Raw genomic sequence first — 25262 nt, forward strand, 5'->3', positions numbered from 1 at the left:
TTTTTATAGCTATAGACATATAAGTTCAGAATTAGAACATCTATTTGCAACGATGATGCGTAGGTTCTCACTTAAGTGCTTAAGGCTGTTTTTCAGCTCATACTCAATAGAAGCATAGGCTACATCCGGCATATTGTTTTCTTCACTAAGATGTCCAAGCACCACATGACTCATACCTTGGTGATACAGTTCACAAATCAACTGAGCTGAACGATCATTGGACAAATGTCCCAAATCACTTAAAATCCGTTGCTTAAGAAAAAACGGATAAGGTCCAACCTCAAGCATGCGGATATCATGATTGGCCTCTATAAAAAGCACGTTTGAATTGGCGAGATGAGACTTGATATAATCATTGTATGTACCCAAGTCAGTTGCTACACTGATTTTTTTTCCTTCTGATATAAAAGTATACCCTATAGGATCAACCGCATCGTGAAAGGATTTAAAAGCAGTTACCTGAATGTCACCAACAAAAAAAGGTTCATCCTCAACGACAGGGGTGAACAACATTGGGTTTATAACACCCAAAGAAGACTTGTTCATAATGGCTTCAAAGGTATTTGATTTTGTATGAATCGGTATATGATGCTTTCTAGAAAGTACACCAAGTCCTTTTATATGATCGGAATGCTCGTGGGTGATAAGAATGGCTTGTATTTGATCCATTGTTACGCCCAGAAAACTTAGACCTTCTCTTACTTTCTTACCACTCAGTCCTGCATCAATTAATATATGAGTATCTTTACTGCTTATATAAATGCAATTGCCACTACTGCCACTTGCAAGACTACATATTCTCATCTAACTTCCTCAACTTTCAAAACGCATATCCGCTGGAAACACCTCTAGCCTAAGCTCCAAAAAAACGAACTGACTCTATACTATCACAGGCTTTCATAAAAAGCTATATGCAACACGTCTTACAATGTGTCCAGTAGGTTCTCATGATCTACAATCAATCTGCCTCGACCATGATTTTTGGAATAATACATTGCATTATCCGCTCTATGAAGGAGACCCTCCACGTCTTTTGCAATTGTGGGTAAAGCCGATAGTCCAATAGATACATTGACTTTAACTTTCGTTGTTTCTTTATATATGATGTCCAGACCCTTTATCTCTTCGTGTAAAGCTGCCACTATGGTTTCTGCTTCATTGAGCTTTGTGTTTGGCAACACGACTAAAAATTCTTCACCACCATATCGACCTGCATAACCATTATAATCATCTGCTATGTGTTGAATAATGCTTGAGACTGCTTTTATTACCTCGTCACCAAAGAGATGTCCATAGGTATCATTGATTTTTTTAAACCGGTCAATGTCCAACAACGCCAATGAAAGCACTTCTTTTTTTTCAAGATGATCAATGGTTTCAATGATAATTTTCTGAATAGCTTCTCTATTATACAAGCCGGTAAGACCATCTCGTATAGCGATTTCTTCCATTTTACTGTATAGATTGGCGTTGTTAATAGCAATATTAATCTGACTGATGATACTTTTAAAGAAATTCATACTGTTGTGATCAAACATATCTTTTGTGTGGTGCTCAGCAATTAACAAGCCATATACATCATCTGATTTTACCAAAGGTACAATAATCAGTGACCCCACTTCTCGGTGTTGAATAAAGGGATATTCTTGCATGTCTACATTTGAATCCATATAAGGCTTTCCCGTCTCATAAAAGCGTTTATAGACACCTGTTTCAACATCTGACTTAAAAGACTCAAGAAAATCATACTCAATGACTGTATTCACTTTATAAAACTTTTCATTGGTACCTTCATCAATAACATATAGCATACATGTGTCGACACCAATGGCGCCAATGATTGAATCTGCTACTAAGCCAATTAATTCATCTATATCAAGCACAGAACTAATATACCTTAAGAGTTCAGACTGGGTGTACATTTCCGAACTAACACGGTTTAATTCAATATTCTTTTTCTCGATTTCTTGTTTTTGTTTCAGCAATACATGATGTAGTTTTTTATAATTTTTTTTCTCGATTTCCAAGGATTCTTTTTCAACTTTGTTCTTTTTTATTTCAGAATTAAGATTCATAAAAATCTTTTTTTGTTCGTAAACATAATAACCAACTGTATTGAAGACAACATAAAGCGTTATCCATAACATTCCCCAGTAAACAATCATCTCAACTGTCAAAGCATTACGCATCGCAGTAGCTATGCTACTTATAGCAAGTGGTAGTGCACCCATCCATAAAAGATCGACTTTTTCACTAGGTGCCTCAGGCTCAATAATAATTATAAGTTCAATAAAATTAATAAAAAAAAGTAGCATACTTAGACCTTGCACTAAGAGCCGGTCATCACTTAAATAATAGGCATAAAAAGTCATATAAAATACATTTGCTACTTTATAGATGGTGCGTTGATGGCCATAGTTCATTTTCAGCAAGACGAAACGACTTATTGTTATTATGACAAAAATCATTATACCCAAAAATGGAATCGCAAGCTCTCTTTTATCAAAGTAGCTATAGAAAACGTAAAACAACAGAATCATTATTAAGAGTGCATGACGTTTCAGGATGATATATTCATACTTTAGAATACGGTCCATGTTTGATTTACCACCTTAACTTTAGGATATTTGTTCCCAATAAACCTCCAAATGATCACCATCATGTATTTCACCCATATAGGAAGCGGTGGCATTGTTGATTTTACATACCACATTGCCTTGGGGTTTAGATAAATCAAAAGGATAAACCTCGAAAATATCTACAAAAATGTAGGTTGACTTACCTTCGAGTTTTATAGGTGTTTCATTTACGGATACATAAATACACTTCCCTGATGTTTCACCCTCTTTGGATTCATCCCCTTTATTTTTTTGGGATTTTCTCTCTCTTTTTGATATATGATCAAGATCTGCCAAACTGCTTTTCTCATCTGAAGGTTGACCATTGATGTAATAATCATATTGAAAATCATCTAAATCATGTTTTCTCAAAAAACTGACCAGTGTGGGTAACTTCAATCTTATGACATCATTGTTTTTTATGTCATGATTCATGGTCATCCCTATTTCATTGACATAAATTTCCGGTACCAGTGGATAGACCTTTTCTTCAAAGTAAACTTTGAGGTCTAGTGTCTTGACCAATTGGTATGTCGATAGTGTCGCATCTTTCCCGGATTTGGCTTCTATGACCGTTATATAATCATGCATTTTTATTTTTGAGGTTAGGCTTACTTCTTCATTATTAAGTAGTATTTTAGCGGGTATTCCCGGCTCACCAGGAATTCTTCTTTGATTTTGATTCACCTCAAACTCAAGGGTGCGACCTTTTTTAGCAATGAATTTTTTAGGTTCTATACCTTTATATGCTACCACATCCATGATGGTCAAACGATTATTGTCATAGATTTTTATAGGTTCATCGTTAAGATATACTTGGATGAAATCATGTTTATTGTTCTCAAGTCCGGTTAAACAGATGCCAATTGGTGTAATTAATTCCGGACCTTTTTTAATTTTGGTTTCACCAAAATCCACACTATCCAGTACTTCTTTTCCTCTAATAGCAACACGTTCGGGACTGAGTCCCATAGACTGGCTCAAAACATTTGTAAAATGCTTGACTTGTCCACCACCACCTACGACAAAGACCGCATTGGTTGATTTACCATTGTTCAGTTCTATAATCCGATCGGCAATCTTCTTTGCAAGTTGCTGGGATACATCTTCAAGTATTTGATTAATCTCATGGGTATCTACAGTATGCTTCATCCCTATAACATCTTTAAAAGATACAGTTTTTGATTTTGTTGAAGCTTTTATTTTAATCTTTTCTGCTGTATTAAAGTCTACCAAATAGTGATGAACAATAGCTTCTGTTAGCTCATCGCCTGCCATAGGAATCATACCATAGGCAATAATACCGCCATCTTTTGTGATGGCAATATCTGATGTTCCTGCACCAATATCTACCAGAGCAATATTGAGTAATCTGTATTCTTCAGGTATTGCCACATGAATTGCTGCAATAGGCTCCAGTGTAAGACTATAGACTTCCATATCTGCGTTTTTTACAACGCTGTACAAGCTCTCAACGACTTCTTGAGGTAGGAAAGTAGCCAGTACATCTGCACTAATTTTTTTACTCTTATGGTCTTTTAGTGATGTGATTTCATAGTCATTGAGATAGTATTTTGATACAGTGTAACCTACACAATGATACCCCATCTCTTCCTCGTCCAGGTTGGTGTTGACCTGTTGATGGGCTTTTTCCATACCCAGTAATTCAAGGGTATTAATGTGTTGATCATCTATGATGATTGTAGGATCCATATCCTGATCCACATGTATCAAAGCTGTTTTTAGGACACGCCCGGCTGCCGCTATACATGCTTTGTGTAATGTCACACCTAGTTGTTTTTCAAGGTTCTTTTTAACTTGTACAATGGTTTCAGTTGCTTTACCTATGTCATGAATCTGACCGTCAATCATAGCTCTTGTGTCATGTTCCACCATAGCATAAGCCATCACTTTGAAATCGATACCCGTTCTGTAGCCGACCACACCTACGACAGATCTGGTTCCAATATCTAATCCAAAAACATAATTATCATTTAGCTTATTGTTGTTTTTACTCATGAAAACACCTCGATATCCATAATAGATTCATCTTTGCATTAGGAATGGTTCTATTAAAAATCTAAGTACAAATTTTCAATGCCATGAAACATCCATTCTGTATTGGGATGAATCTTACCATATACATTTTTTCCACTCATAACCGCGCCATCTAAAAAATACAAAGAGATATATGGTACTTCTTCTATCATATGCGTTTCAAAATTATTTACAGATGCTTTTAGCTGATCCATCGTATAGGCACCAACGATACTGTTAATCAATTGATCCATGGTTTCTGACTTATAACGAATATGATTTTGTAATCCGTTACTTGCAAACAATGAGCCGTAATCCGGAACTTGGGACATTTTCCACCCACCATATAATAAGTCATAGTCACCACTTTCTATTTTTTCATAATATAGATTTGGCTCAACGACGTCCAAAAGAATCTTAAAACCTAAAGCTTCAAAATCTTTCTTAATAATATCAGCTGTATGCACACGAAGACTGTTTTCTTTATTGACGAGCATGGTGAGTTCTATAGATGTTTGCTTTGCCTCATCCGCATAGTCAAAAAATCCGTCTCCGTCAAAATCAACATATTTACTTTCGACAAGACGCTTTGCAACGTCCATATCATAATTGTAATAAAGTTCACGTCCAGTAGCATACCAACTACCCGGAATAATAGGTGCATTGACAAGTTTACCATGATTTATATAGCGGTCATATAAAATAAATTCACGATTGACAGCATATGCAAAAGCCTGACGTGTTTCCTTATCCAAAAACAAAGGACGATCAAAATTAAAGCCAATAAAGTCATAATAGCTCGAAGTGTAACTTGTAATATTCTGTTCCTCATTGCTGGAATACTTCAACCAATTGAAATTACTTGGGTTCATGATATCAATCAGTTTTTGATCAAACAGCGTTTCCATGGCCTGACCATCATTCATGATGACACCTTTTATATTCTCTATATAAGGTCCATCACCATGCCAATCTAGATTTGCTGTCAAATCAAAATTCTGCATTTGCTGATATTCTACAAATCGATAGGGTCCTGTACCTATTGGAAACATTTCATCATAATCGGATGATGATACGTATTGTCTTGAAACAATGGGAAAGGTTAAGTCACTTAATGCAAAAGCATATCCTTGATTATAATAGATTTTCAATGTCAATTCATCCACGACTGTTGTGTTTTTAATCGGTCTAACTTGATTTTTATAGCTTGAATAATCAACATCCTTAATTCTATTGATGGTATAAGCAACGTCTGATGCTGTTAATTTTACACCATTATGGAACAGCACATTGTCTTTTAGCTTGATGGTAAGTGTTGCACCTTCATTCTCAAAACTATGAGAAGCAACAATTACCGGAATCGGCATCAATGTCTCATCTAGAACAAAAAGTGGTTCATATACGAGTCCTAGAACCTGAAGTACACTTTGTTGATCATTTTTTAATGGATCAAGTGTTTTTGGTGCATAGCTTGCAATTCTAAGTGTACCTCCAAAAGTCGGTTCAACGGTTTTGATGACTTCTGTTTCTGCATTTTCACCTGAATCTGTTTGAGATTCTTCTACTTCACTTGTGGTTTCATCCACTTCCGTATTCGGCTGTTCTTGATTTGCAGAGCAACCGGTTAAAACCATCACAAGTCCAAAAACCCATAATAGCTTAGTTATTTTTTTCATATTCTGCCTCCCTAATCTCGTTCATCATTTTTTCTAGATCATCCTTGATACTTTCTATACCTTCAGTTGTATCAAAAATATAATCTGCATAATCTTCATAATCATTTCTTTGTGACTTGAGAATATTTTCTGCTGTTTTTAAATCAATGGACCTAGAAGATATAAGCCGCTCTAGCCTTATATCTTTATGAGCTTTTAGACACACCATCCCATGAACCAGCTTAGAAAAACCGGCTTCAATCATAACTGCTGCTTCAAGTATAATATATTTATGATCTGATCTTCTGATTTTTTCCTCAATCATTTTAAACATAGTACCGTGCATAATTTCATTTAGGGCCATTAAAGATTGTTTATCTGCAAAAACGATTTTTCCTAGTTTTGAACGATTGATTTCACCATTTTCAACAATGTCGTCACCAAATTTTTCAGAAATACTATGGATCATCCCTTTATCCCTCAATAATTCATGAGCAATTTGATCTCCTTCAATGAACATAGCATTCAGATGTTCAACTAGGTACTTACTCATATAGGTCTTACCCGTTCCTGCGCCCCCAATAATTCCTATAACATAACTATTTTGATTCATACCAGTTCTTTCCTATATGGGCATCTACGGTTAAGGGTACACTGATTAATACCGCCTGTTCCATTTCTTCAACCAAGAGTGATTGAATATATTCTTGTTCTTCTATGGGTGCTTCAATTAACAGTTCATCATGGACCTGAAGAATTAGTCTTGCTCGACTCTTTTCTTTAACCAGTCTCTTTTCTACATTAATCATAGCAATCTTTATTACATCGGCAGCACTACCTTGTATTGGTGTATTCATAGCAACTCTTTCTCCAAAAGATCTTTGGACAAAATTACTTGAAGCAAGTTCAGGCACAGGTCGAATGCGGTTGTACATCGTTGTTACATAACCGTCAGTTTTTGCTTGGCTAATACACGCATCTAAAAAGCTTTTAACTTTTGGATACTTTTCAAAATACTGATGGATATAAGCACCTGCTTCTTTTACACCGATATTCAAGTCTTGACTTAACCCAAAAGCACTGATGCCATAAACGATACCAAAATTAACGGCCTTGGCATTACGTCTTTGAAGATCGGTTACTTCTTCAAAAGGGATATGGAATACTTGTGAAGCCGTCATTCTATGAATATCTAACTCTTCTCTGAATGCTTTTATAAAGGATGCATCTTCTGAAAGATGGGCCAATAATCTTAACTCAATCTGAGAATAATCTGCATCAATAAAAATGTAGCCTTCATCCGGTACAAATACTTTTCTTATTTCACGTCCAAGTTCCAAACGTATGGGTATGTTTTGTAAATTAGGATCTTGACTACTGATGCGTCCGGTGGAAGCAACTTTTTGGTTGAAAGTCGAATGTATACGTCCATCTTCCTGAATATAGTCAAATAAGCCATCCGCATAAGTTGATTTTAATTTTGTTAGTTGTCTATAGGACATGACTGCATCCACAATAGGATGATACGGTCTAATTTTTTCCAGTATATCCACGGAAGTTGCATAGCCAGTTTTCGTTTTTTTAGCAAAAGGTAAGGCCAGTTTTTCAAAAAGAATAACACCCAGCTGCTTAGGGGATGAGATGTTAAAGTTTTCTCCTGCCATCTCAAATATTTCCTTTTCCAAAATCTCAATACTAATTCTAAGCCTTTCAGCAAAAGCTTTTAATTGTTCACCATCCACTTTTATACCCCGCTTTTCCATGCGGTATAAAACATATAATAACGGTAGTTCAATTGTATTATATAAGCCCATCAGATTCTTATCATCAACTTCTTTAACTATCTTAGGATAGGCTTGCTTAATCGCTCTAACTGCTAGTACACCACGGTCTATTAATTCATTTTCATCAATGTCCATTAAAGCTTTAATGGATTTACCCTTACCTAAAAATCTGTCATCCGCCATGTAGGATATGCCACCATACTCAGCAGCGATTTTATCGATTTCGTAATGACTCGATACAGGGTTAATCAGATACATCATAAGTGATACATCGGTTATAGATTTTGCATAAAGATGCATAGGTGCATCAATTTGATGCAACTGGTATTTAAGATCATATGTAATCTTTTTAATAGTCTCATTCATGAGCAAGTCATTAATGGTCTTATAAATCAGTGCTTTGTCAATAAGCCTACTATCCGTATAATAATAGGTTGTCTGATCACATATAAAAGTAAGACCGGTCATACTCTGATCATAGAAAAGATAATAATAACATTCTTTAGCACCCTCTAATAGACGCTCTAACTGATCAATGTCACTAATTTTTTCCACATTCATATCCGGTTCTTTTTCCACTTTTATATCTGTAAATTTGCCCAGTAAGGAATTGAGGTTCAATCTGACAAAATAATCAAAAGCCTCTTTTGTATAGATCTCACCGACCTCACTTTTATCAAGACTAAAATCAAGATCAACATCTGTTATGATTGTCGCCAGTTTACGACTCAGCAGGGCTTGATCGATATACTCTGTCATCTTCCCTTTTAGGCCTTTAGCAAAACCCTCTCTGTCTTCATAAGCGGCTTCTATTGTATGATATGTAGATATAAGCTTTAATGCTGTTTTCTCACCTACACCGGGTATGCCAGGTATATTATCAGAGGCATCGCCCATAAGTCCCTTTACATCAATAAACTCTGTAGGTGTTACACCGAACATATCCATAACATCTCTATCATAATACTGTTCGTATGTGGTTGTTCCACTTTTCGTTCTTGGAATTATAATTTTAGTACGTTCTGTGGCCAATTGTAACATATCTTTATCGCCGGATAATATGGCTACTTCAAAAAGATCCTGTTCTCCGGTTCGTGCTAATGTTCCAAGTACATCATCTGCTTCAAAGCCTTGGATTTCACATATAGATATGTTCATCGTGTTTAATACTTCTTTTACAAGTACCATTTGTGGTCTTAGTTCTTCAGGCATACTTTTTCTTGTGCCTTTATAATCTTTAAAAATTTCGTTTCGAAAGGTAGGTCCCTTTAAGTCAAAAGCTATGACCACATGGGTCGCTTTTTCATCTTCTATTATTTTCGTTACAATATTAATAAAACCATATACAGCATTTGTATACTCGCCTTCACTATTACTTAATAAAGGTATGCCATAGAAGGCTCGGTTCATAATACTATTTCCATCCACCAGTAAAAGTTTTTTCATACTCTCCCCCGATTTCTATAAGTACAACGCTGTCAAGTTACCATGAGTCCCTTAGTATTATAACAAACATCTATCCTATTCACCACAACAAAGTGAGGTATTCATAACAAAAGTAGTTATATTTAGGAAAGGTGTAGTTTCCAAAACAAAAAAAAGATGTCTTCATGTAGAAAACATCTTTTTATTCATTGTTAGAATTTTAATTTGATATACCCTATGAGTAATCCTAAGATGAGGATACCACCTACCATTACGATGACCCAACCTTTGTCATATGGAACGCCAAATAAATCGTTCCCATACAGATGATCAACCTCTTGTAGTAAGCTATCACTTGTAGCTTTCTGACTGCGCTCATTTTCATTCGATGCTCTTGATAAAGAGGCATCCTCAGATTCAGTTGCTTCCATTGCAACACCTACATCCCCACTATCATCACTTAAGGCGGACATGGATAGCATTTCTTCTGAAACTTCATCATTACTCATATTTTTTTCTTGATTCAGGTTATTAAGTCCAATTAAACTAAAGACCAATACAAAAACAATGACAGCAGCAATGTTAAGCTGTTTTAAGAATACAATATTTTGTCTTTTTTTAGGGCGTTCTATTTTTTTCATCAAACGTTCATGAAAATCAGAAGGCAAATCAACTTCATCTGTCGATTGAAGTACTTGATGGATAGACATGAGGATTTCATAGTCTTTACGACAAACATCACAATCTTCTATATGTGCCATCAATAGTACTTCATTACTATGATCCAAACTTTTGTCCATGTGTTGGTGTATCCATTCTCGGGCTTTTATACACTCCATCATCTCGCCTCCTTTCATTATTTTAGACGCTTTAACTGGCAGTTTGTTCCCGCTTTTTAATAATAATATCTTTTAGGGCTTGTCTTGCTCTTGAAATTCTTGATTTGGTTGTACCCAGATTACATTCCAACATCTTTGCAATCTCATCATAACTGTATCCGTATATGTCTCGATAGATAATTAAAATCTTCTGGTCTTCTTTTAGCTGATCCATTGCATTGCGGACTTCCATAACCGTTTCGTTTTGCAATGCCTCTTGTTCCGGTGTTAGGCTATGGTCGACAAACTGCCTTGTAATGCTTTCATCATCCAAACCAACCTTAACTTCCATAGTGGTTGTGTGTTCCAGATGACGCTTCCGTTTGCGGTACTCATCAATACAGGTGTTCATAGCAAGTCTATGAAGCCATGTACTAAAGGCGGATTCAAATTTGAATTTATCAAGGTTATTATATACCTTTATTAACACCTCTTGTGCGGCATCATAGGCATCTTGTTCATTCTTAAACATTTGCATAGCAATGTTATATACTTTCTTTTCATAAGGAAGAATAAGCTTCTCAAATGCCTTAGAATCACCATTAACGGCATTCTTTATTAACTTATGTTCTAATTTCGCTGACACTTGATCACCTTCTTATTTGATTACTATATTTGCTTTTATCTTTACAATATCGTTTATAATTATAGCATAAATAATCATAAGCGGCACTACTATTAATACTACATTCCCATTACAAATGTTGGTTAAAGGGTTTCAAATCAATTAAAAATAAATCTATTGCGTTTTACTATTTTATATGATATTATATAAAAACGTCATCAGCACCTACATTATATTCAACTGCGGATATGGCGGAATAGGCAGACGCATCAGACTCAAAATCTGACGCTGGTGACAGTGTGTGGGTTCGACTCCCACTATCCGCATTCATACAAGTTTTTATAGATTTGGGATTATTTAATTATATGAGACACATCAGACTTTTTAAGAAATTAAACAAGGTTTGACGTGTTTTTTTATTTGATATTTATTATTATGTAATGGATGCCTCATAAATAGACTGGATGGATTGATCCATCATCGTATTAAATGCATCATCACTTTGCCTCGCATTTAATCCTTCAGACAACGCTCTTGAAAAGCTTGCAATCAACTTATGATTGCGACTCAGTTTTTCATTGGCCTCATTTCTTGAGTATCCTCCTGATAAAGCAACCACTCTAAGAGCACTAGGATGGTTAATGACTTCTAAATAAAAATCATCAACATCAGGTATCGTAAGTTTTAGCATAACCTGATATTCTGGGTCGAGCTGAGTTAGGTGATGCAGTAATTCTTGTTTAAGCATTTCTTCCGCTTTTTCTTTGTCATGCATATGAATATCTATCTCAGGTTCAATAATTGGCACAAGTCCTGCATCCCAAATAATCTTACCAATATCAAATTGTTGCTTAACTAATGTTTTTATTCCGGTTTCATTGGCTTCTTTTATTACTGAGCGCATTTTAGTACCAAAAATATGCCGTTCTTCTGCCTGTATAAGTAATGTATCAAGATTTGGCATTGGTTTCATTAACTGCACGCCGTTTTCCAAATCAGCCAACCCTTGATCCACTTTTAAAATAGGTACAATGCCTTTCTCTTCCCATAAGTAATCAGCAGAATATTTATCTCCTACTTTCATATTCATTGTCTTTTCAAAAAGAATTGCAGCAAGTATTCTATCTTTTGTAAAGGCTGGACTTTTCATAATCCTAGATCGCATTTCATGTACCAATTGAAACATTTCTTCTTCATTTGAATAGGCTTCTTTAGGAATTCCATAGGATTCAAGGGCCTTCGGTGTGCTCCCGCCACTTTGATCAAGAGCTGCAATAAAACCATCGTCTTTTTTCATACGTTCAAATTGTACTATATTCATAAAAACACCTCCATTTAGAATTAACTGTTGCTCCTTTAGTATACACCTTATTCTAAAAAACTACCAAAAGGTTGTTTATTAGAAATGTGCATCGGATTCGTCTCATCCATGCGCTTTTTAAACAAAAAAAGTAACTTCAGATTCATTTCCAAAGTTACTTCTCTTTTTTACGACTTAATTTATCTCTAGAACTCTTCAATCCATCTCTTAGGTTCGATAAGAGCAATGATTGTAAATAATTCCAGACGTCCAAGGAGCATAAGAAAAGATAAGAACAGCTTGCTAAAATCACTAAAACCACTATAGTTACCGGTAGGTCCAACAATGCCAAATCCGGGACCTATGTTACCAAGTGTTGCAGCAACCGCACTGGCCGAACTTTCTAGATCTAAACCTTCAAGGGATATAACCAGAGTTCCAGTTACAAAAAGCAATAAATAAAGTACAAAAAAGCTTACAATACTGTTTACTGTATTACTTTGTAAACTTGTTTTTCCTAATTTTACAGGTATAACCGCTCTTGGATGAAATATGCGTGCTATTTCTCTACCGATAAGTTTAAAAAGTACCAAAATACGAATTGTCTTAACCGAGCCCGAAGTAGATCCGGCACAACCCCCAACAAACATAAGCACCATTAACATGGCTTTACTAAATGTTGGCCAAAGGTTAAAATCTGTCGTGGCATAACCTGTCGTTGATATAATAGATCCGACTTGAAAAAAAGCATATTTCCCAGATTCAAGCATATTGCCGTATAAAGGGCTTATATTTAAAGTAATCAGAAATGTAGCAACCGCTACAATACCCAAATAAAGCCTTAATTCTCGGTCTTTGACTACCATGGACCATTTACCTTTATATAAGGCATAATACAAGGAAAAATTTACACCTGCTACAACCATGAAAACTGCTATAATCATCTGAATTAAAGGACTGTCATAAGCACCTACACTTAAATTTTTAGTAGAAAAACCGCCTGTACCGACCGTACCGAAGGTATGAACAGCTGCATCATAAAGATTCATACCGGCAAACCACAAAAGACTAATCTGTAATAAGGTAATAAAGATATAGGTTTTATAAAGAATTTTTGCATAGTCGTTAATCCTAGGTGCGATTTTATCCACGACTGGGCCTGGACTTTCTGCCTTAAATATCTGAAAACCACCAACACCAAACTTTGGCAAAAGCGCAACAGTAAATACCAAAATGCCCATACCACCATTCCAATGGGTAAAAGACCGCCAAAACAAAACACCTTTTGGTAGGCTCTCTATTTCTGTTAAAATACTGGCACCTGTCGTCGTAAACCCTGAAACCGTCTCGAAAAATGCATCAACAAAAGAAGGGATGCTACCTGACAGATAGAACGGTAGTGAACCGAATAAGGAAAATACAACCCATCCAAATGCAACGATTGCAAAGCCTTCTCTAACTTTAATAAGCTTAGTTTCACATTGGATTTTTGACAGGAGAAAACCCACCAGAGCAATCAATGGAATAATCATGGCAAACACAACACCATCTTGTTCCTTATAAATAATAGAGATTATTAATGATGGCACCATCATCAGCGCCTCAAGTATTAGCAGTACCCCAATAATCTTAGCAACGATTCGAGAATTCATTATAATAGCTTCTTTCTACTAGGTTTTAGAATTTTATTGATCATGGATATATCTTTTGCCAAGCTAAAAAGAATCAATCGACTGTCTTCTTCAATCATGCTTTGGCCATTTGGAATAATGACATCGTTCTTATCAACAATGGCACCAATAATAATACCTTTTGGCAATGCAAGATTGCTGATTTTTTTATCACATATAGCCATATCTTTACTGACAACAATCTCTATAACTTCAGCCTGTCCACCAAGAAGCATGGATACAGATAAAACTTTTCCACCACGTATAAATCTTAATATATCACTGGCTATGATTTCTGTCGGGTTCAAGGCAACATCGATGCCCAATTTGTCAATTATGGTATTATAACTTGGCTTACTGATTTTGGCAATGACCTTTTTAACACCTTCTTGTTTGGCCATCAAGGACATCAATAGGTTTTGCTCATCAAAACCTGTAACACCAATAAAAGCATCCATCATAGGCAGTTTCTCTTCTTCTAGGATATTAATATCTGTTCCATTCCCTTTGATCACCAATGCGTTATCCAGTTTCTCTGACAGATAACGGCATCGATCCTCATCCGATTCAATAATGGTCACTTGTATACGACTGGCTAAGAGTCTTTTGGCTAAATAATAGCCTATTTTACCCCCACCTAGAATCATGACACGTTTCACGCTAGAACGGTTATTGTCTAAATCCGCACGATGACTGAAGCGTTTAATCATCTTGGTCTTACCTATGACATATAATATATCATCTTCCTCTATTGTTGTAAGGCCACTTGGTATGATTATTTCACCTCTTCTTGAGATAGCAGCAATCAATAATCCTTCCATATCATCAATATCTTTAATTATTTTACCTTTAAAACCGCTAAAAAACCGTTCATGACAGTCAATCATTGAAACTTGCCCTCTTGCAAAATTCTCTGAATAAAATATATACTCTTTTGTAAGATATCTGGCAATCTTATTGGCTGTAGATAATTCAGGATTCACAATGTGATCGATGCCCATTTCAATTTTAAGAAAATCCAGCTGTTGTGAGTATTCCGGATTTCTTATTCTGGCTATGGTCTGTTTGCAACCTGCTGTTTTTGCCAATGCGCAGATAATCGTGTTTGTCTCATCGCTGTTGGTTGTTGCCACTAGTAAAGCATAAGATTTCAAGTTCAATGATTTTAGTACATCCATATCTGTCCCATTGGCTGTAATCGTAAGGACATCTAAGTACTCTCGTATGTGCTTAATAACCCTCTCTTTTGAATCAACAACCGTGACTTCAACATCACTGTTAATTAAAGCTTCTGCTAATTTATAGCCTAGTTTTCCTGCACCAATTATAATTACTTTCATGACTTAACCTTTCGTTTTCTTAACTATTTTTAACAATAAAATATTTTTTCTAACACATCTAATATATCAACACCACCGTTAACCCAATATATTTTCAGAATATTCATTCTTTATATTAAAAAACTCTCGTATAGCAGATGAGCAGCCCATTTTGGCTGCTCACTTATCTACATATATTTCTTATTGCCCCACATATTGCAACGCCTTAGTTCCAAAAATTCACTATAAGCCAATTCTAATATGTGTTTTTCATTGGTGAACTTAAGCATGTGAATGGCTTCATGATACTTATAGTACCCTGAATCAACAAAGTACTCTTCCTTTTGTGGTTTGGTATAGTAATTGTTCGCTTTCATCAAATACCAATTGACATCCTTTTGAATTTGTTCATTTGCTGCCATAAAAGAATACTGGCTTTTTCCAAGATATTTGATGATTTGACCACTTACACCCGCCTCTTCAGCTACTTCTCTAAGGGCGGTCTCCTTATACTCTTCATTTGGCTCAACTGTACCTTTAGGTAATACCCATGCGTCATACCTATTTTTATAATTCTTATAGAGTAACAATATTTTGCCTTTATGAATTACAACCCCACCACAACTTACAGCTTCTTTCATAAAATCAGCCTCCTCGTTTATGGGTGCTCTTCATTTACTTGACTCTAAGTTGATTGCCAAGCTATTAAAAAGTTTGATTGAACTTAGTATACCTTCATTCTTATTAACTTTCAACCTTTTTAACACATCTACTATTTTTCAATAAGGTAAGCGTCTAATAATGCTTTCGCAATAGGAACCGCATGGGCAGATCCTGTGCCTACATTTTCCACTACCACAGCTAAGGCAATTCTCGGCTCTTCGATAGGCGCATAGCCCACATACCAAGCATGAGCAGCACCTGTTGAATTATCAGCTGATCCTGTCTTACTTGCTACAGTGTATTGACTGTTACTAAGTTGTATTGCCGTTCCTTCTTCACTGGTTTTCTTCATGAAGCCCTCTATGAGTTTTACATCTTCTTCTAAAATAACCCTACCTGTATCCATGATTTTTTGCTCACGTATGACAGATTCATCCTCTGCAATAACTTGACTAACCAGATAAGGCCTAATAAGATGACCATCATTAGCCAAAATAGATACCATCATAGCGCTATTAAGGGGTGTTACCAGTGTTTTCCCTTGACCAATGACTGTTTCTGCCCGCTCAGAAGCCGATTTCTGATTTTCGATGCCATATCGACTGTTACTCGTTTCCAGTTCTAACTCTAGCCTTTGATTGTACCCAAACATCTCCGTCAAATTGTGCAATTGGTTCATATCTATTTGTTCACCTATATGTGCAAAAGCGGTATTACAAGATACAGCAAAAGCTTCTTCAAGGGTCAAATCACCATGAACCTTATTATTATAGCAATGAATGGTTTTCTCTCCAAAAGTATCTTTCCCTAGACACTTATAACTGAAATCACTGGCTTCATGATTTTGCAAATATGCTAAAGCAGTAAGGATTTTGAAGGTAGAGCCTGGCGGATACAGACCTTGAGTGCTACGGTTCAACAAGGTTGCTGAGGCTTCATCTTTAAGATAAGTACTATAATTGGTAGAAATATTATTAGGATCATAATCCGGCGTCGATACCATCGCGAGTATTTTACCCGTTTTAGGTTCAATAGCTACAATAGCCCCTTTATTATTGCCGAGTAAAGTTCTACCCAGTTGTTGCAAATCCAAATCTAGGGTCGTAACAACCGAGTGTCCCTTAGGCTGATCATTGGTAAAACCTTCCATGAATTTATCCCAGAGATTCTCTTTCGTACGAATTAGATCCAAATAACTATAGGCTTCGATGCCTGATTTACCATATCCCATATAGCCAACCACGTGTGCAAAAAGAGATCCATAGGGGTATATACGAATTTGTTGATTATTTTCTATCTTACTTGTTGCTAATATATGACCATTGCCATCTAATATATCACCTCTTATAACGCTACTTTCTATGGCTTGAAGTCTCGGATTGTAGTCATTGACAACCAAGTTATCACTTTGAAAAACAACATAATAAATTATATTCAAACCTAAAATTAAAAATAGGAGGACTATGAGAGACCTTATTCTTTTTAAAGGTTTATTTCTATCTTCTAGCCTTTTATTTGAATTCATTTTATTAAGCCTCACAATTTTCTTCATCTAGTAGCATTTGATCCATTAGTTTTTCTTTCTTACGTAACATTTCTTTTTTATACTGTCGATCCTCATTCATTTTAATACCTTGTAATATACCTAACATGATAAAGGTAGATACAAGAGAGGACCCACCATAGCTCACAAATGGTAAGGTTACACCGGTAAGTGGAATCGCTTTGGTCACACCACCTATGATTAAAAAACTCTGAATAGCAATAATAATTAATATACCGGAACCCATAAGAAAATTAAAATCATTTTTAGTTTTTTCGACCATTTGAATGCCAAAAAGAAAAAAATATACAATCATAATAATGATCCCCAGTCCAACCACCAAACCTAATTCCTCCACAATCGCAGAGTAGATAAAATCTGTTGTAACCACCGGTATTTTATTAGGTAGGCCTAAAGTTAAGCCACGCCCAAATAACCCACCATTACCAATGGCGAATAAAGATTGGGTAATCTGATAACCTGTATTGTCTATGTCAGAAAAAGGATCAATCCAAGTATCAATACGTACTCTGACATGCCAAAAAAATCGGTAAGCAAAAAACCCGCCTACCATCGTCATAATGGTCCCCCCAATAATATACATTCTATTCCTCGTATACACATAACTCATTAGAATAAAAACCGAATAAAAAATAAGTGCTGATCCTAGATCGCGTTGATACACTTGTATGATAACCATACCCATTGTGATGGTTCCGGTGACAAATAAGGATAATTTTTCGTGTTCATAAAATTGGGTCAAAGTAGAAGCTAAAAAAACAATATACAATATCTTGACAACTTCTGAAGGCTGAAAGGTGAAGCTACCGATACGCATCCAATTTGTTGCACCATTGATGGTTTCATTGGTCATGACCAATAAGACAACGGCTAGAATAATCGATGGGACCCCCAAAAACTTGATAAAATTCATTCGACTATATAGAAATACTACCGCAAATACTACAACATAGGCCAAGCAGGATAGATAAAACTGTTTAAGACCCAGATTTATACTCAACCTACCCAATAGTATGAAACTGATTACAAGTAAAAACTGCCCAATACTCCAAAGGGGTAAAATTGTTTTACTCATATAAAGGTTTACAATATGACCGGATAATAAGATTAAGCCAATCTGTCCTAAGTAAATCATAATGACTTTATATTCAAACTCATAATGATAAAGCAAAACTGTATAGGCCACCAAATGAAAAAATAGAATGATAACCGTTTGAAGCCTATGGTAATCATAGGCGCGTTCCGTATTTTTTTGCTTAATAAGCGTAAACTGAATGGCCAAAATGCTAATATAACCCATCGTCAAGAGAGATAAGCATAAAGCTGCCAAACCAACATAAAATTCAAACATTTATTCAACACCTTTTGTATAGTGACCTCTGGTAAATACCATAGACATCTCTTGTGCCGGTATCGTTGTCTTACTTGTTACAGCATCTAATATCTTTGCTATATCTTCTTTACTTTCATTTAAGAACTCAACTCTAAATGTTCTAAGACCCATTTCCTTCATTTCATTGATTTTATCAATCAAGTAATGAGGAACAGCATTGTAAATCTGGTTATAACATAACTTACAAACAGTCTCCACAGGTACCTTCATACCCTTACGGTCCTCTAAATATATAATCTTGCCGTTTTCTTTTTTACAATCATCTAATGATTTTCTCACACATTGCGCTGAAGTCATAACATTCATATGGCCATAAACAATACACTCTGCTTTATTAAGAGGTAATTGTTTCATTTCATACTTATTTAGCTCCAAAGACGGAACATAACCTTCAGATAATTCTTTAAACATCAGGTGATTGGCTGTATGCTGATTCATAATCGAGAAAGCATAATCATAAACAAGTTTTTTGCCAAACGGTAATGCATGATGGTAAGCATCAATAGATCTTAATAAGAAACCATCGATTTCATCTGCTAGACTTTCTTTCAAGATAGAAATCATCGTATCTTTTTCATGCCTTAATATCTTAGGAACTGCAATATATATCTGTGTTGGTAGATCTTTATAGAAATTAATAATCTCTAATATCTGTTCCTCATTGAAATTCAAATGCTCAATGTAAATCCTTTGTATACTATAATCTTTAAGTATTTCAAATTGATAGAATTTTCTTAACAAAACCGTTATATTTTTATGATAGGAAGGGGTGTTTTCTATCTTAATGACACTCACAGGTATATAAGGCTTTTTATTCACAACGGCATTTAGACCTAGCCATTTTTCAAAACCTTCACGTCGAATGGAATTTAACTGTCCCATTGACATAAAAACATCTCCGGAAATTTGAACCTTAATATCATTTATTTTAATTGGATATTGTGCCACTTTTGAGAATTGTTTTTCAATGCGTTCCTGCGTAAGACTTTGACTTTTTGCTTCTTGAACCAAATCACCAATCACACGTATTTCTCTATTATCATCTTTGATCATCATTTCAATCGGTTTATTCACGTACATGTTAACTTCAACATGAACACCCACGTGAAGCATGTTAGATTGGTTTTCAAGAAGTCTGTTCTCAAGTTCTATACTTTTTATACGTCTGACTTCCTGACCTATTTGTATTGGGTGATCTGAATATATGATATAGTCACTTTTTGTATTTAACTGGGCAATCCAAGAATAGTAATTCCCTTGATCGAAAACGATTTCCAGACAATCTCCAATTCTTATTTTTTCGAATAACGTGACGACATATTGATTGCCATTCTTCGCTTTAACTTTACCTATGATTCTACCTTGATGCTTGGGTTGGTCAAAAGTAATCATGGACGGGCCATTATGTTGAAAATAATAACCATTGGTAAAATTGCCACGGTTATAAATCTGGACCATATCATCCAGATCACTTTGCTTAATATTTAAGACACCTTTTTCTAAATAAGCATCGCGGTAATAACGGTAGAGTCCGGTCATTAACCCAACATATTCCTTTGATTTCATGCGACCTTCAATTTTAAAAGATTCAATACCGGCATCAATAAGTTCCGGGAGAACCGTCAATGTTTCAATATCTTTTGGACTTAGTATATGAGACTTATCCCATTCTTTTTCATTAATTATGGCTTTATAAACCAATCGACAAGGTTGAGCACATCGTCCTCGATTCCCACTTCTTCCACCCATAAATGAGCTCATGAGGCATTGACCGGAATAGCTATAACATAAAGCACCATGAACAAAGGTCTCAATTTCCATTTTTGTATTTTTCTTAATGTTAATGATTTCATCAATAGATAGTTCTCGCGCTAAAACAACTCTTTTAACACCCATTTCTTCAAGAAATCTAACCCCTTGTACACTATGACAATTAAGCTGTGTACTACCATGAACCTCAATGTCAGGAAAAACTCTTTTGAGCAATGCAATAACACCAAGATCCTGAAGGATAAAAGCATCTACACCTAAATGATACACTTCAAGTATATGATAGATCAGCTGATCTATCTCTTTTTCTTTAAATAATGTATTAATCGTATAATAGATCTTAACGCCATATATTCTTGCATACTTGATGGCTTTCTCTAATGTCTCTAGATTAAAATTCTTAGCATAGGCTCTAGCACCATAGTTTTCTCCCCCTAGGTAAACAGCGTTACATCCACTATGCACTGCAGCAATAAATGCTTCGTATGAACCTGCTGGTGACAATATTTCCGGTTTAAACATGTTATCCTAGGCCTCTTTCGTCCATGTATCATCAAATCATAATCAAAAGTCCATCAATGTTTGTAGTTGAGTCGTTTACAAAACAGATCCGGACTTTTTGGTTTCATTTCATTTTAGTTATTCTCTTCAAAAATTCGGATGTACTCATCCAATTCCTTTTTATGGGTTTTAACTTCGTTTTCTAATAACGTGATTTTTGAAACCAACCCACTTTTTTCTTGATCTAATTTAAAGATTTGTTCTTTTAGATTCGCTATTACCTGGTCCTTATCTCTGGATTGATCCTTCATGAGATTATTCAGGTCGCGCTCTTTAAAGAGTTCATCTGCAATATTAATAGCCAGTAGCACATTTAACAATCTCGTATTTAAGAGTTGTCCATTGTCTGAATGTTTAATCTCATCCATCTTGTTATTGATGTATAAGGCCACTCTTTGGATGTACTCTTCACTTTCATCACCTGATAAGGTATAGACATTACCATTAATCAGTACTTTTGTATTATTCTTTGGCGACACTCAAAGCCCCCCTGACTTTATCTCGGCTATCCGAATGGGATATGCCATCATCGTTATCTCCACTTTCCCAATATGTTACGGCAGAGTATTAAAAAAATTATAGCATAGATTCATATTCGGTTCAATTACCATCACCGGAATGATTCAATAAAACATTAACGACATTACCGCCTTCTACTATTGTTTCTTTGTTCCAAACCAAAATGCGATATGAAATACCTGGTTTTACCTGATCAATAGATTCGATACTTTCATAGTCAATGGCTGCTTTTCTCTTGTACTCAATCAAGCTCATTTTTATTAATTTGAATAATGCATCTTCCTGGCCATACAGATAGAACATGAAAATGCCTTGTCTTACCGATTCTTCAATTACTTTTTTGGCCTGTGTTCTTACTTTACCAATAATCTCATACCCATCAATGATGTAATCATATAAGAGGCTCGCCTTTAGACTGTCACCAGACGGTGTTATTTCATAGATGTAATGGTTCGGCGTGATTGCTTTAGATGTGATATGATTTATGTCAATGAGCTTTTGCAATAGACCGTTCACCGTTCCCAATGAATATCCCGTTCTTTTGGCTAATTGGCGCTGGCTGATATCCGGTATTTCTTCAATTGTAAGCAATAAACGTAATGTCTTATCCATTATAAATCACCATTTCGCACTGTTATTCTTCTTTTACAACATAACCAAGATGTTTATAGCAATATGGCGTTACCATTCTCCCTCGAGGTGTTCTGTTTATGAACCCAAGTTGCATTAAATAAGGTTCATACACTTCTTCAATGGTATCCGATTCCTCACCAATGGTTGCTGCAATTGTATCAAGACCAACAGGCCCCCCGTTATATTTTTCTATCATAGTTTTTAATATTTTGATATCATTCTTATCCAAACCACTCGCATCCACATCCAGTAAATCCAACGCATATTGTGCAACTTCTAAGGTTATAATGCCATCGTACTTGACTTGAGCAAAATCTCGTACCCTTTTCAACAAACGGTTAGCAAGTCTTGGTGTCCCTCTTGATCTTCTGGCAATTTCTTTGGCGCCTTGGTTATCAATCTCGACTTCTAATACTTTAGCAGAACGGTTAACAATTTCTGTTAATTCGTCGTTATTGTAGAATTCTAATTTATGAATGACACCAAAACGATCTCTCAATGGTGATGACAGAAGTCCCATTCTTGTTGTGGCGCCTATTAATGTGAATTTTGGTAAATCCAAACGAATAGATCTTGCAGAGGGACCTTTCCCAACTAATATATCAATGACATAATCCTCCATCGCAGGATACATCACTTCTTCCACTTGACGATTAAGTCTATGAATCTCGTCTATAAATAAAATATCATTCTCTTGCAAATTATTTAGTATGGCTGCCATATCACCCGGTTTTTCAATAGCAGGACCGGATGTCACCTTGATATTGACCCCCATTTCGTGTCCAATTATGTTGGCTAGAGTCGTTTTTCCTAGTCCCGGTGGCCCATAAAAAAGAACATGGTCCAAGGGTTCTTCTCTAAACTTAGCTGCTTGAATGAATACTTTAATATTATCCTTGGCCTTTTGTTGTCCAATGTATTCGTCAAGTAGCTTAGGCCTTAATGAAGTTTCAATATGGATGTCTTCTTCAACGAGCTCAGTGGTTATAATCCTGTTGTTCATTTTTTTCTCCTCATAATCAGCTATATCATCAAAACATTATTCTAGAACATAGCTAATTTTTTTAACGCTTCTTTTATAACGGCCTCAACACTGTCCAAATCATGTAATCCTCTTACTGCATGAACAGCTTCATGGCTTGAGTAGCCAAGAGCAACCAAGGCTTCAACACCTTCATCTGCATATTGAAGTGAAACATTTGTGTTTTTCATAATGGCTGAACCATCCATGCTATCTTCAAAATCAATCAACTTGAGTTTATCCTTTAAGTCTAGTATCAGTTTTTGAGCTGTTTTTCGCCCAATACCTGGTGCTAGACATATGCGATTCAAATCATTACTCATAATAGCGACTCTGAGTTCATAACCGGTCATAACAGATAAAATACCCATAGCCCCTTTTGGACCAATGCCATTTACCGTAATTAACTTCTTGAAGATTTCCATGTCGTCTTTAGTAATAAAGCCAAATAAGACCATAGCATCTTCTCTTACATGTAAATAAGTATATACCTTAACCATTTCACCAATGCTCGGTAACTCTTTAAAAATAGAGCCCGGCACCTGAATAGAGAATCCCACATGATTGGCTTCAATTACAATTGTGTCCTTTGTAACTTCTTCAAGTAGTCCTTTTATATATGATAGCATAATTGCTCCTTTTTCTTGTCCCACATCCATCGTGTTCATTACTTATACGCTGAGGACATTTCCTTGTATGTTCTGCCAAAACTGATACAATAGTGTTCAATAATTAAATGCCTAACTATAATAATACTTAAAAGAAATGAAATAGTCAATCCTTCCACCAAAAAACTCCTGCATCATTTTTAATATCTTAATCTACGGCTTAGTTTGACCCCATTAAATGAATTATGCTATAATGTACTCATTCAGAAATACTATTTGAATAAATCTAATGAATTCCCAATAAAGGAGAACACTAATGAGCGAAGATAACATGAAAGATCTTAGTAATGAAAATTGTGGAGATGGATGTGGATGTGGACATGATCACGAAGATCACCATCATGACACCATCACATTAACCATGGAAAATAACGAACAGGTAGAATGTGCCGTGCTCGGAATTTTCGAAGTTGAAAACCAAGAATATGTAGCACTACTTCCAGAAGACAGTGAAGATGTCTTCATATATATTTACAAAGAAGATGAAGATGGCGAAATCGAACTTGAAAACATAGAGTCACAAGAAGATTTTGATAAAATTTCAGCAGCTTTCCTTGAAATCATGGAAGAAGAAGAAGAAGCATAATAACAAGTGTATGTTCATTTAATTAGAAAAAAAAGCAAAGACTTTTAAAAGCGTCTTTGCTTTTTTATGCTATCGTTTTATTGTTGTAGGTCATCCCTATATTTTAATGACAGACCTTTTAGAAACCTTCTGGCGTATTTATCACCACACTCACGATAATGTTTATGACCTTCTTTTCTAAACAAAGCTCCTAATTCAGCTTTTCCGATGGTCTCATCTGCCAATTCAAAAATCTCCATAACATCGTCACTAGATAGAGATAAGGCGATTTTCAACTTCTTTAACATAACATTATTAACACTTCCTGAATCCTTCATGGCCAAAACCGGTTTTTGTCCTTGATCTGATTTTTCTTGTCGTCCTCTTTTAAATATAATTAAGCCGTTAAAAAATGCTTCTAAAGTTTTGTGGTTGCATTTAATATGCTCTTCTTCTGTATTAAGAGACGTTTCATCATGACTCTCTGCTTCATCATAGTAGCTGTCCTTAGAGCGTGTTAACAACTTCATAACTTCTTCTTTTGTAAACTCTAAGCCACCTAATTTAAATATGTCCACCATGTCCGTATTCTTTATGTCCAGGGCATAGCGCACCCGTATTAAGATATCATTATTGTCCATTTTTTCCTCCGAC

The 25262-nt window shown here is 35.5% G+C and carries 21 protein-coding genes and 1 tRNA gene; 2 read left to right on the plus strand and 20 right to left on the minus strand.

Going from position 1 to position 25262, the window contains the following annotated elements; translation table 11 throughout:
- Positions 1-9: 9 nt before the first annotated feature.
- The 8 genes from PATL70BA_RS00900 to PATL70BA_RS00935 form a co-directional block, all read right to left on the minus strand.
- Complete coding sequence (locus PATL70BA_RS00900) at positions 10-804, minus strand: MBL fold metallo-hydrolase (protein WP_125135602.1); 795 nt, start codon at positions 802-804, stop codon at positions 10-12.
- A 119-nt stretch (positions 805-923) separates the two neighbouring features.
- Positions 924-2597, minus strand: a complete 1674-nt coding sequence (locus PATL70BA_RS00905) for a sensor domain-containing diguanylate cyclase (protein WP_125135603.1) — start codon at positions 2595-2597, stop codon at positions 924-926.
- 21 nt (positions 2598-2618) lie between these two features.
- Complete coding sequence (locus PATL70BA_RS00910) at positions 2619-4637, minus strand: cell division protein FtsA (RefSeq protein WP_125135604.1); 2019 nt, start codon at positions 4635-4637, stop codon at positions 2619-2621.
- A 53-nt stretch (positions 4638-4690) separates the two neighbouring features.
- Complete coding sequence (locus PATL70BA_RS00915) at positions 4691-6331, minus strand: ABC transporter substrate-binding protein (protein ID WP_125135605.1); 1641 nt, start codon at positions 6329-6331, stop codon at positions 4691-4693.
- The gene (coaE, locus tag PATL70BA_RS00920) at positions 6315-6923 is read right to left on the minus strand and encodes a dephospho-CoA kinase (protein WP_125135606.1); all 609 of its coding nucleotides are present in this window, start codon (positions 6921-6923) and stop codon (positions 6315-6317) included. Before coaE ends, PATL70BA_RS00915 begins: the two co-directional genes overlap by 17 nt.
- On the minus strand, positions 6910-9540 hold the full coding sequence (gene polA / locus PATL70BA_RS00925; RefSeq protein ID WP_125135607.1) for a DNA polymerase I: 2631 nt from the start codon (positions 9538-9540) through the stop codon (positions 6910-6912). The genes coaE and polA overlap by 14 nt, the downstream gene beginning before the upstream one ends.
- 191 nt (positions 9541-9731) lie before the next feature.
- On the minus strand, positions 9732-10361 hold the full coding sequence (locus tag PATL70BA_RS00930) for an anti-sigma factor family protein (protein ID WP_125135608.1): 630 nt from the start codon (positions 10359-10361) through the stop codon (positions 9732-9734).
- 28 nt (positions 10362-10389) lie between these two features.
- Positions 10390-10983 (minus strand): sigma-70 family RNA polymerase sigma factor, encoded by a 594-nt coding sequence (locus PATL70BA_RS00935; RefSeq protein WP_125135609.1) that lies wholly within the window; start codon positions 10981-10983, stop codon positions 10390-10392.
- A gap of 221 nt (positions 10984-11204) precedes the next feature.
- Between PATL70BA_RS00935 and PATL70BA_RS00940 the strand changes: the two genes are divergently transcribed.
- Positions 11205-11288, plus strand: a tRNA-Leu gene (locus tag PATL70BA_RS00940).
- A 107-nt stretch (positions 11289-11395) separates the two neighbouring features.
- Here PATL70BA_RS00940 and PATL70BA_RS00945 read toward each other — a convergent pair.
- From PATL70BA_RS00945 to ruvA, 11 genes are all read right to left on the minus strand, one after another.
- Positions 11396-12283 (minus strand): fructose bisphosphate aldolase, encoded by an 888-nt coding sequence (locus tag PATL70BA_RS00945; protein WP_125135610.1) that lies wholly within the window; start codon positions 12281-12283, stop codon positions 11396-11398.
- Between the two features lie 185 nt (positions 12284-12468).
- Complete coding sequence (locus tag PATL70BA_RS00950) at positions 12469-13914, minus strand: TrkH family potassium uptake protein (RefSeq protein ID WP_125135611.1); 1446 nt, start codon at positions 13912-13914, stop codon at positions 12469-12471.
- Positions 13914-15272 (minus strand): Trk system potassium transporter TrkA, encoded by a 1359-nt coding sequence (gene trkA / locus PATL70BA_RS00955; protein ID WP_125135612.1) that lies wholly within the window; start codon positions 15270-15272, stop codon positions 13914-13916. The genes PATL70BA_RS00950 and trkA overlap by 1 nt, the downstream gene beginning before the upstream one ends.
- A gap of 167 nt (positions 15273-15439) precedes the next feature.
- The gene (locus PATL70BA_RS00960) at positions 15440-15892 is read right to left on the minus strand and encodes an NUDIX hydrolase (RefSeq protein WP_125135613.1); all 453 of its coding nucleotides are present in this window, start codon (positions 15890-15892) and stop codon (positions 15440-15442) included.
- Between the two features lie 131 nt (positions 15893-16023).
- Positions 16024-17352 carry a peptidoglycan D,D-transpeptidase FtsI family protein gene (locus tag PATL70BA_RS00965; RefSeq protein WP_172596045.1) on the minus strand — a complete coding sequence of 443 codons (1329 nt, stop codon included), beginning with the start codon at positions 17350-17352 and terminating at the stop codon, positions 16024-16026.
- 91 nt (positions 17353-17443) lie between these two features.
- Positions 17444-18829: an FtsW/RodA/SpoVE family cell cycle protein gene (locus tag PATL70BA_RS00970; protein WP_125135615.1), complete on the minus strand. Its 1386-nt coding sequence runs from the start codon at positions 18827-18829 to the stop codon at positions 17444-17446.
- On the minus strand, positions 18830-21163 hold the full coding sequence (locus tag PATL70BA_RS00975) for a U32 family peptidase (protein WP_125135616.1): 2334 nt from the start codon (positions 21161-21163) through the stop codon (positions 18830-18832).
- A 113-nt stretch (positions 21164-21276) separates the two neighbouring features.
- Positions 21277-21681, minus strand: coding sequence for a cell division protein ZapA (locus tag PATL70BA_RS00980; RefSeq protein ID WP_125135617.1), 405 nt, complete (start codon positions 21679-21681; stop codon positions 21277-21279).
- Between the two features lie 121 nt (positions 21682-21802).
- Entirely contained in the window at positions 21803-22333 is a 531-nt protein-coding gene (locus tag PATL70BA_RS00985; protein ID WP_125135618.1) for a winged helix-turn-helix transcriptional regulator, read from the minus strand.
- A gap of 22 nt (positions 22334-22355) precedes the next feature.
- Positions 22356-23357, minus strand: coding sequence for a Holliday junction branch migration DNA helicase RuvB (ruvB, locus tag PATL70BA_RS00990; RefSeq protein WP_125135619.1), 1002 nt, complete (start codon positions 23355-23357; stop codon positions 22356-22358).
- A 41-nt stretch (positions 23358-23398) separates the two neighbouring features.
- Positions 23399-24004 (minus strand): Holliday junction branch migration protein RuvA, encoded by a 606-nt coding sequence (ruvA, locus tag PATL70BA_RS00995; protein WP_125135620.1) that lies wholly within the window; start codon positions 24002-24004, stop codon positions 23399-23401.
- A gap of 295 nt (positions 24005-24299) precedes the next feature.
- On the opposite strand from ruvA, the gene PATL70BA_RS01000 reads away from it, so the two are divergent.
- A complete protein-coding gene (locus tag PATL70BA_RS01000) occupies positions 24300-24629 on the plus strand; it encodes a DUF1292 domain-containing protein (RefSeq protein WP_125135621.1) in 330 nt (109 codons plus the stop codon).
- 77 nt (positions 24630-24706) lie between these two features.
- Here PATL70BA_RS01000 and PATL70BA_RS01005 read toward each other — a convergent pair whose 3' ends face one another.
- On the minus strand, positions 24707-25249 hold the full coding sequence (locus PATL70BA_RS01005; protein ID WP_125135622.1) for a YehS family protein: 543 nt from the start codon (positions 25247-25249) through the stop codon (positions 24707-24709).
- Between the last annotated feature and the right edge of the window lie 13 nt (positions 25250-25262).

Source organism: Petrocella atlantisensis, from assembly GCF_900538275.1.
GTDB classification, from domain to species: Bacteria; Bacillota; Clostridia; order Lachnospirales; family Vallitaleaceae; genus Petrocella; species Petrocella atlantisensis.

Bases quoted from the DNA above. Each gene is read 5' to 3' on its own strand.
- trkA (WP_125135612.1), bottom strand. From the start codon at position 15,272: ATGAAAGTAATTATAATTGGTGCAGGAAAACTAGGCTATAAATTAGCA.
- ruvA (WP_125135620.1), bottom strand. From the start codon at position 24,004: ATGCTATCATATATAAAAGGACTACTTGAAGAAGTTACAAAGGACACA.
- PATL70BA_RS00950 (WP_125135611.1), bottom strand. From the start codon at position 13,914: ATGAATTCTCGAATCGTTGCTAAGATTATTGGGGTACTGCTAATACTT.
- PATL70BA_RS00975 (WP_125135616.1), bottom strand. From the start codon at position 21,163: ATGTTTAAACCGGAAATATTGTCACCAGCAGGTTCATACGAAGCATTT.
- PATL70BA_RS01000 (WP_125135621.1), top strand. From the start codon at position 24,300: ATGAGCGAAGATAACATGAAAGATCTTAGTAATGAAAATTGTGGAGAT.
- PATL70BA_RS01005 (WP_125135622.1), bottom strand. From the start codon at position 25,249: ATGGACAATAATGATATCTTAATACGGGTGCGCTATGCCCTGGACATA.
- PATL70BA_RS00910 (WP_125135604.1), bottom strand. From the start codon at position 4,637: ATGAGTAAAAACAACAATAAGCTAAATGATAATTATGTTTTTGGATTA.
- ruvB (WP_125135619.1), bottom strand. From the start codon at position 23,357: ATGAACAACAGGATTATAACCACTGAGCTCGTTGAAGAAGACATCCAT.
- PATL70BA_RS00985 (WP_125135618.1), bottom strand. From the start codon at position 22,333: ATGGATAAGACATTACGTTTATTGCTTACAATTGAAGAAATACCGGAT.
- PATL70BA_RS00900 (WP_125135602.1), bottom strand. From the start codon at position 804: ATGAGAATATGTAGTCTTGCAAGTGGCAGTAGTGGCAATTGCATTTAT.
- PATL70BA_RS00930 (WP_125135608.1), bottom strand. From the start codon at position 10,361: ATGATGGAGTGTATAAAAGCCCGAGAATGGATACACCAACACATGGAC.
- polA (WP_125135607.1), bottom strand. From the start codon at position 9,540: ATGAAAAAACTTTTACTGGTGGATGGAAATAGTATTATGAACCGAGCC.
- PATL70BA_RS00945 (WP_125135610.1), bottom strand. From the start codon at position 12,283: ATGAATATAGTACAATTTGAACGTATGAAAAAAGACGATGGTTTTATT.
- PATL70BA_RS00960 (WP_125135613.1), bottom strand. From the start codon at position 15,892: ATGAAAGAAGCTGTAAGTTGTGGTGGGGTTGTAATTCATAAAGGCAAA.
- PATL70BA_RS00915 (WP_125135605.1), bottom strand. From the start codon at position 6,331: ATGAAAAAAATAACTAAGCTATTATGGGTTTTTGGACTTGTGATGGTT.
- coaE (WP_125135606.1), bottom strand. From the start codon at position 6,923: ATGAATCAAAATAGTTATGTTATAGGAATTATTGGGGGCGCAGGAACG.
- PATL70BA_RS00905 (WP_125135603.1), bottom strand. From the start codon at position 2,597: ATGGACCGTATTCTAAAGTATGAATATATCATCCTGAAACGTCATGCA.
- PATL70BA_RS00970 (WP_125135615.1), bottom strand. From the start codon at position 18,829: ATGTTTGAATTTTATGTTGGTTTGGCAGCTTTATGCTTATCTCTCTTG.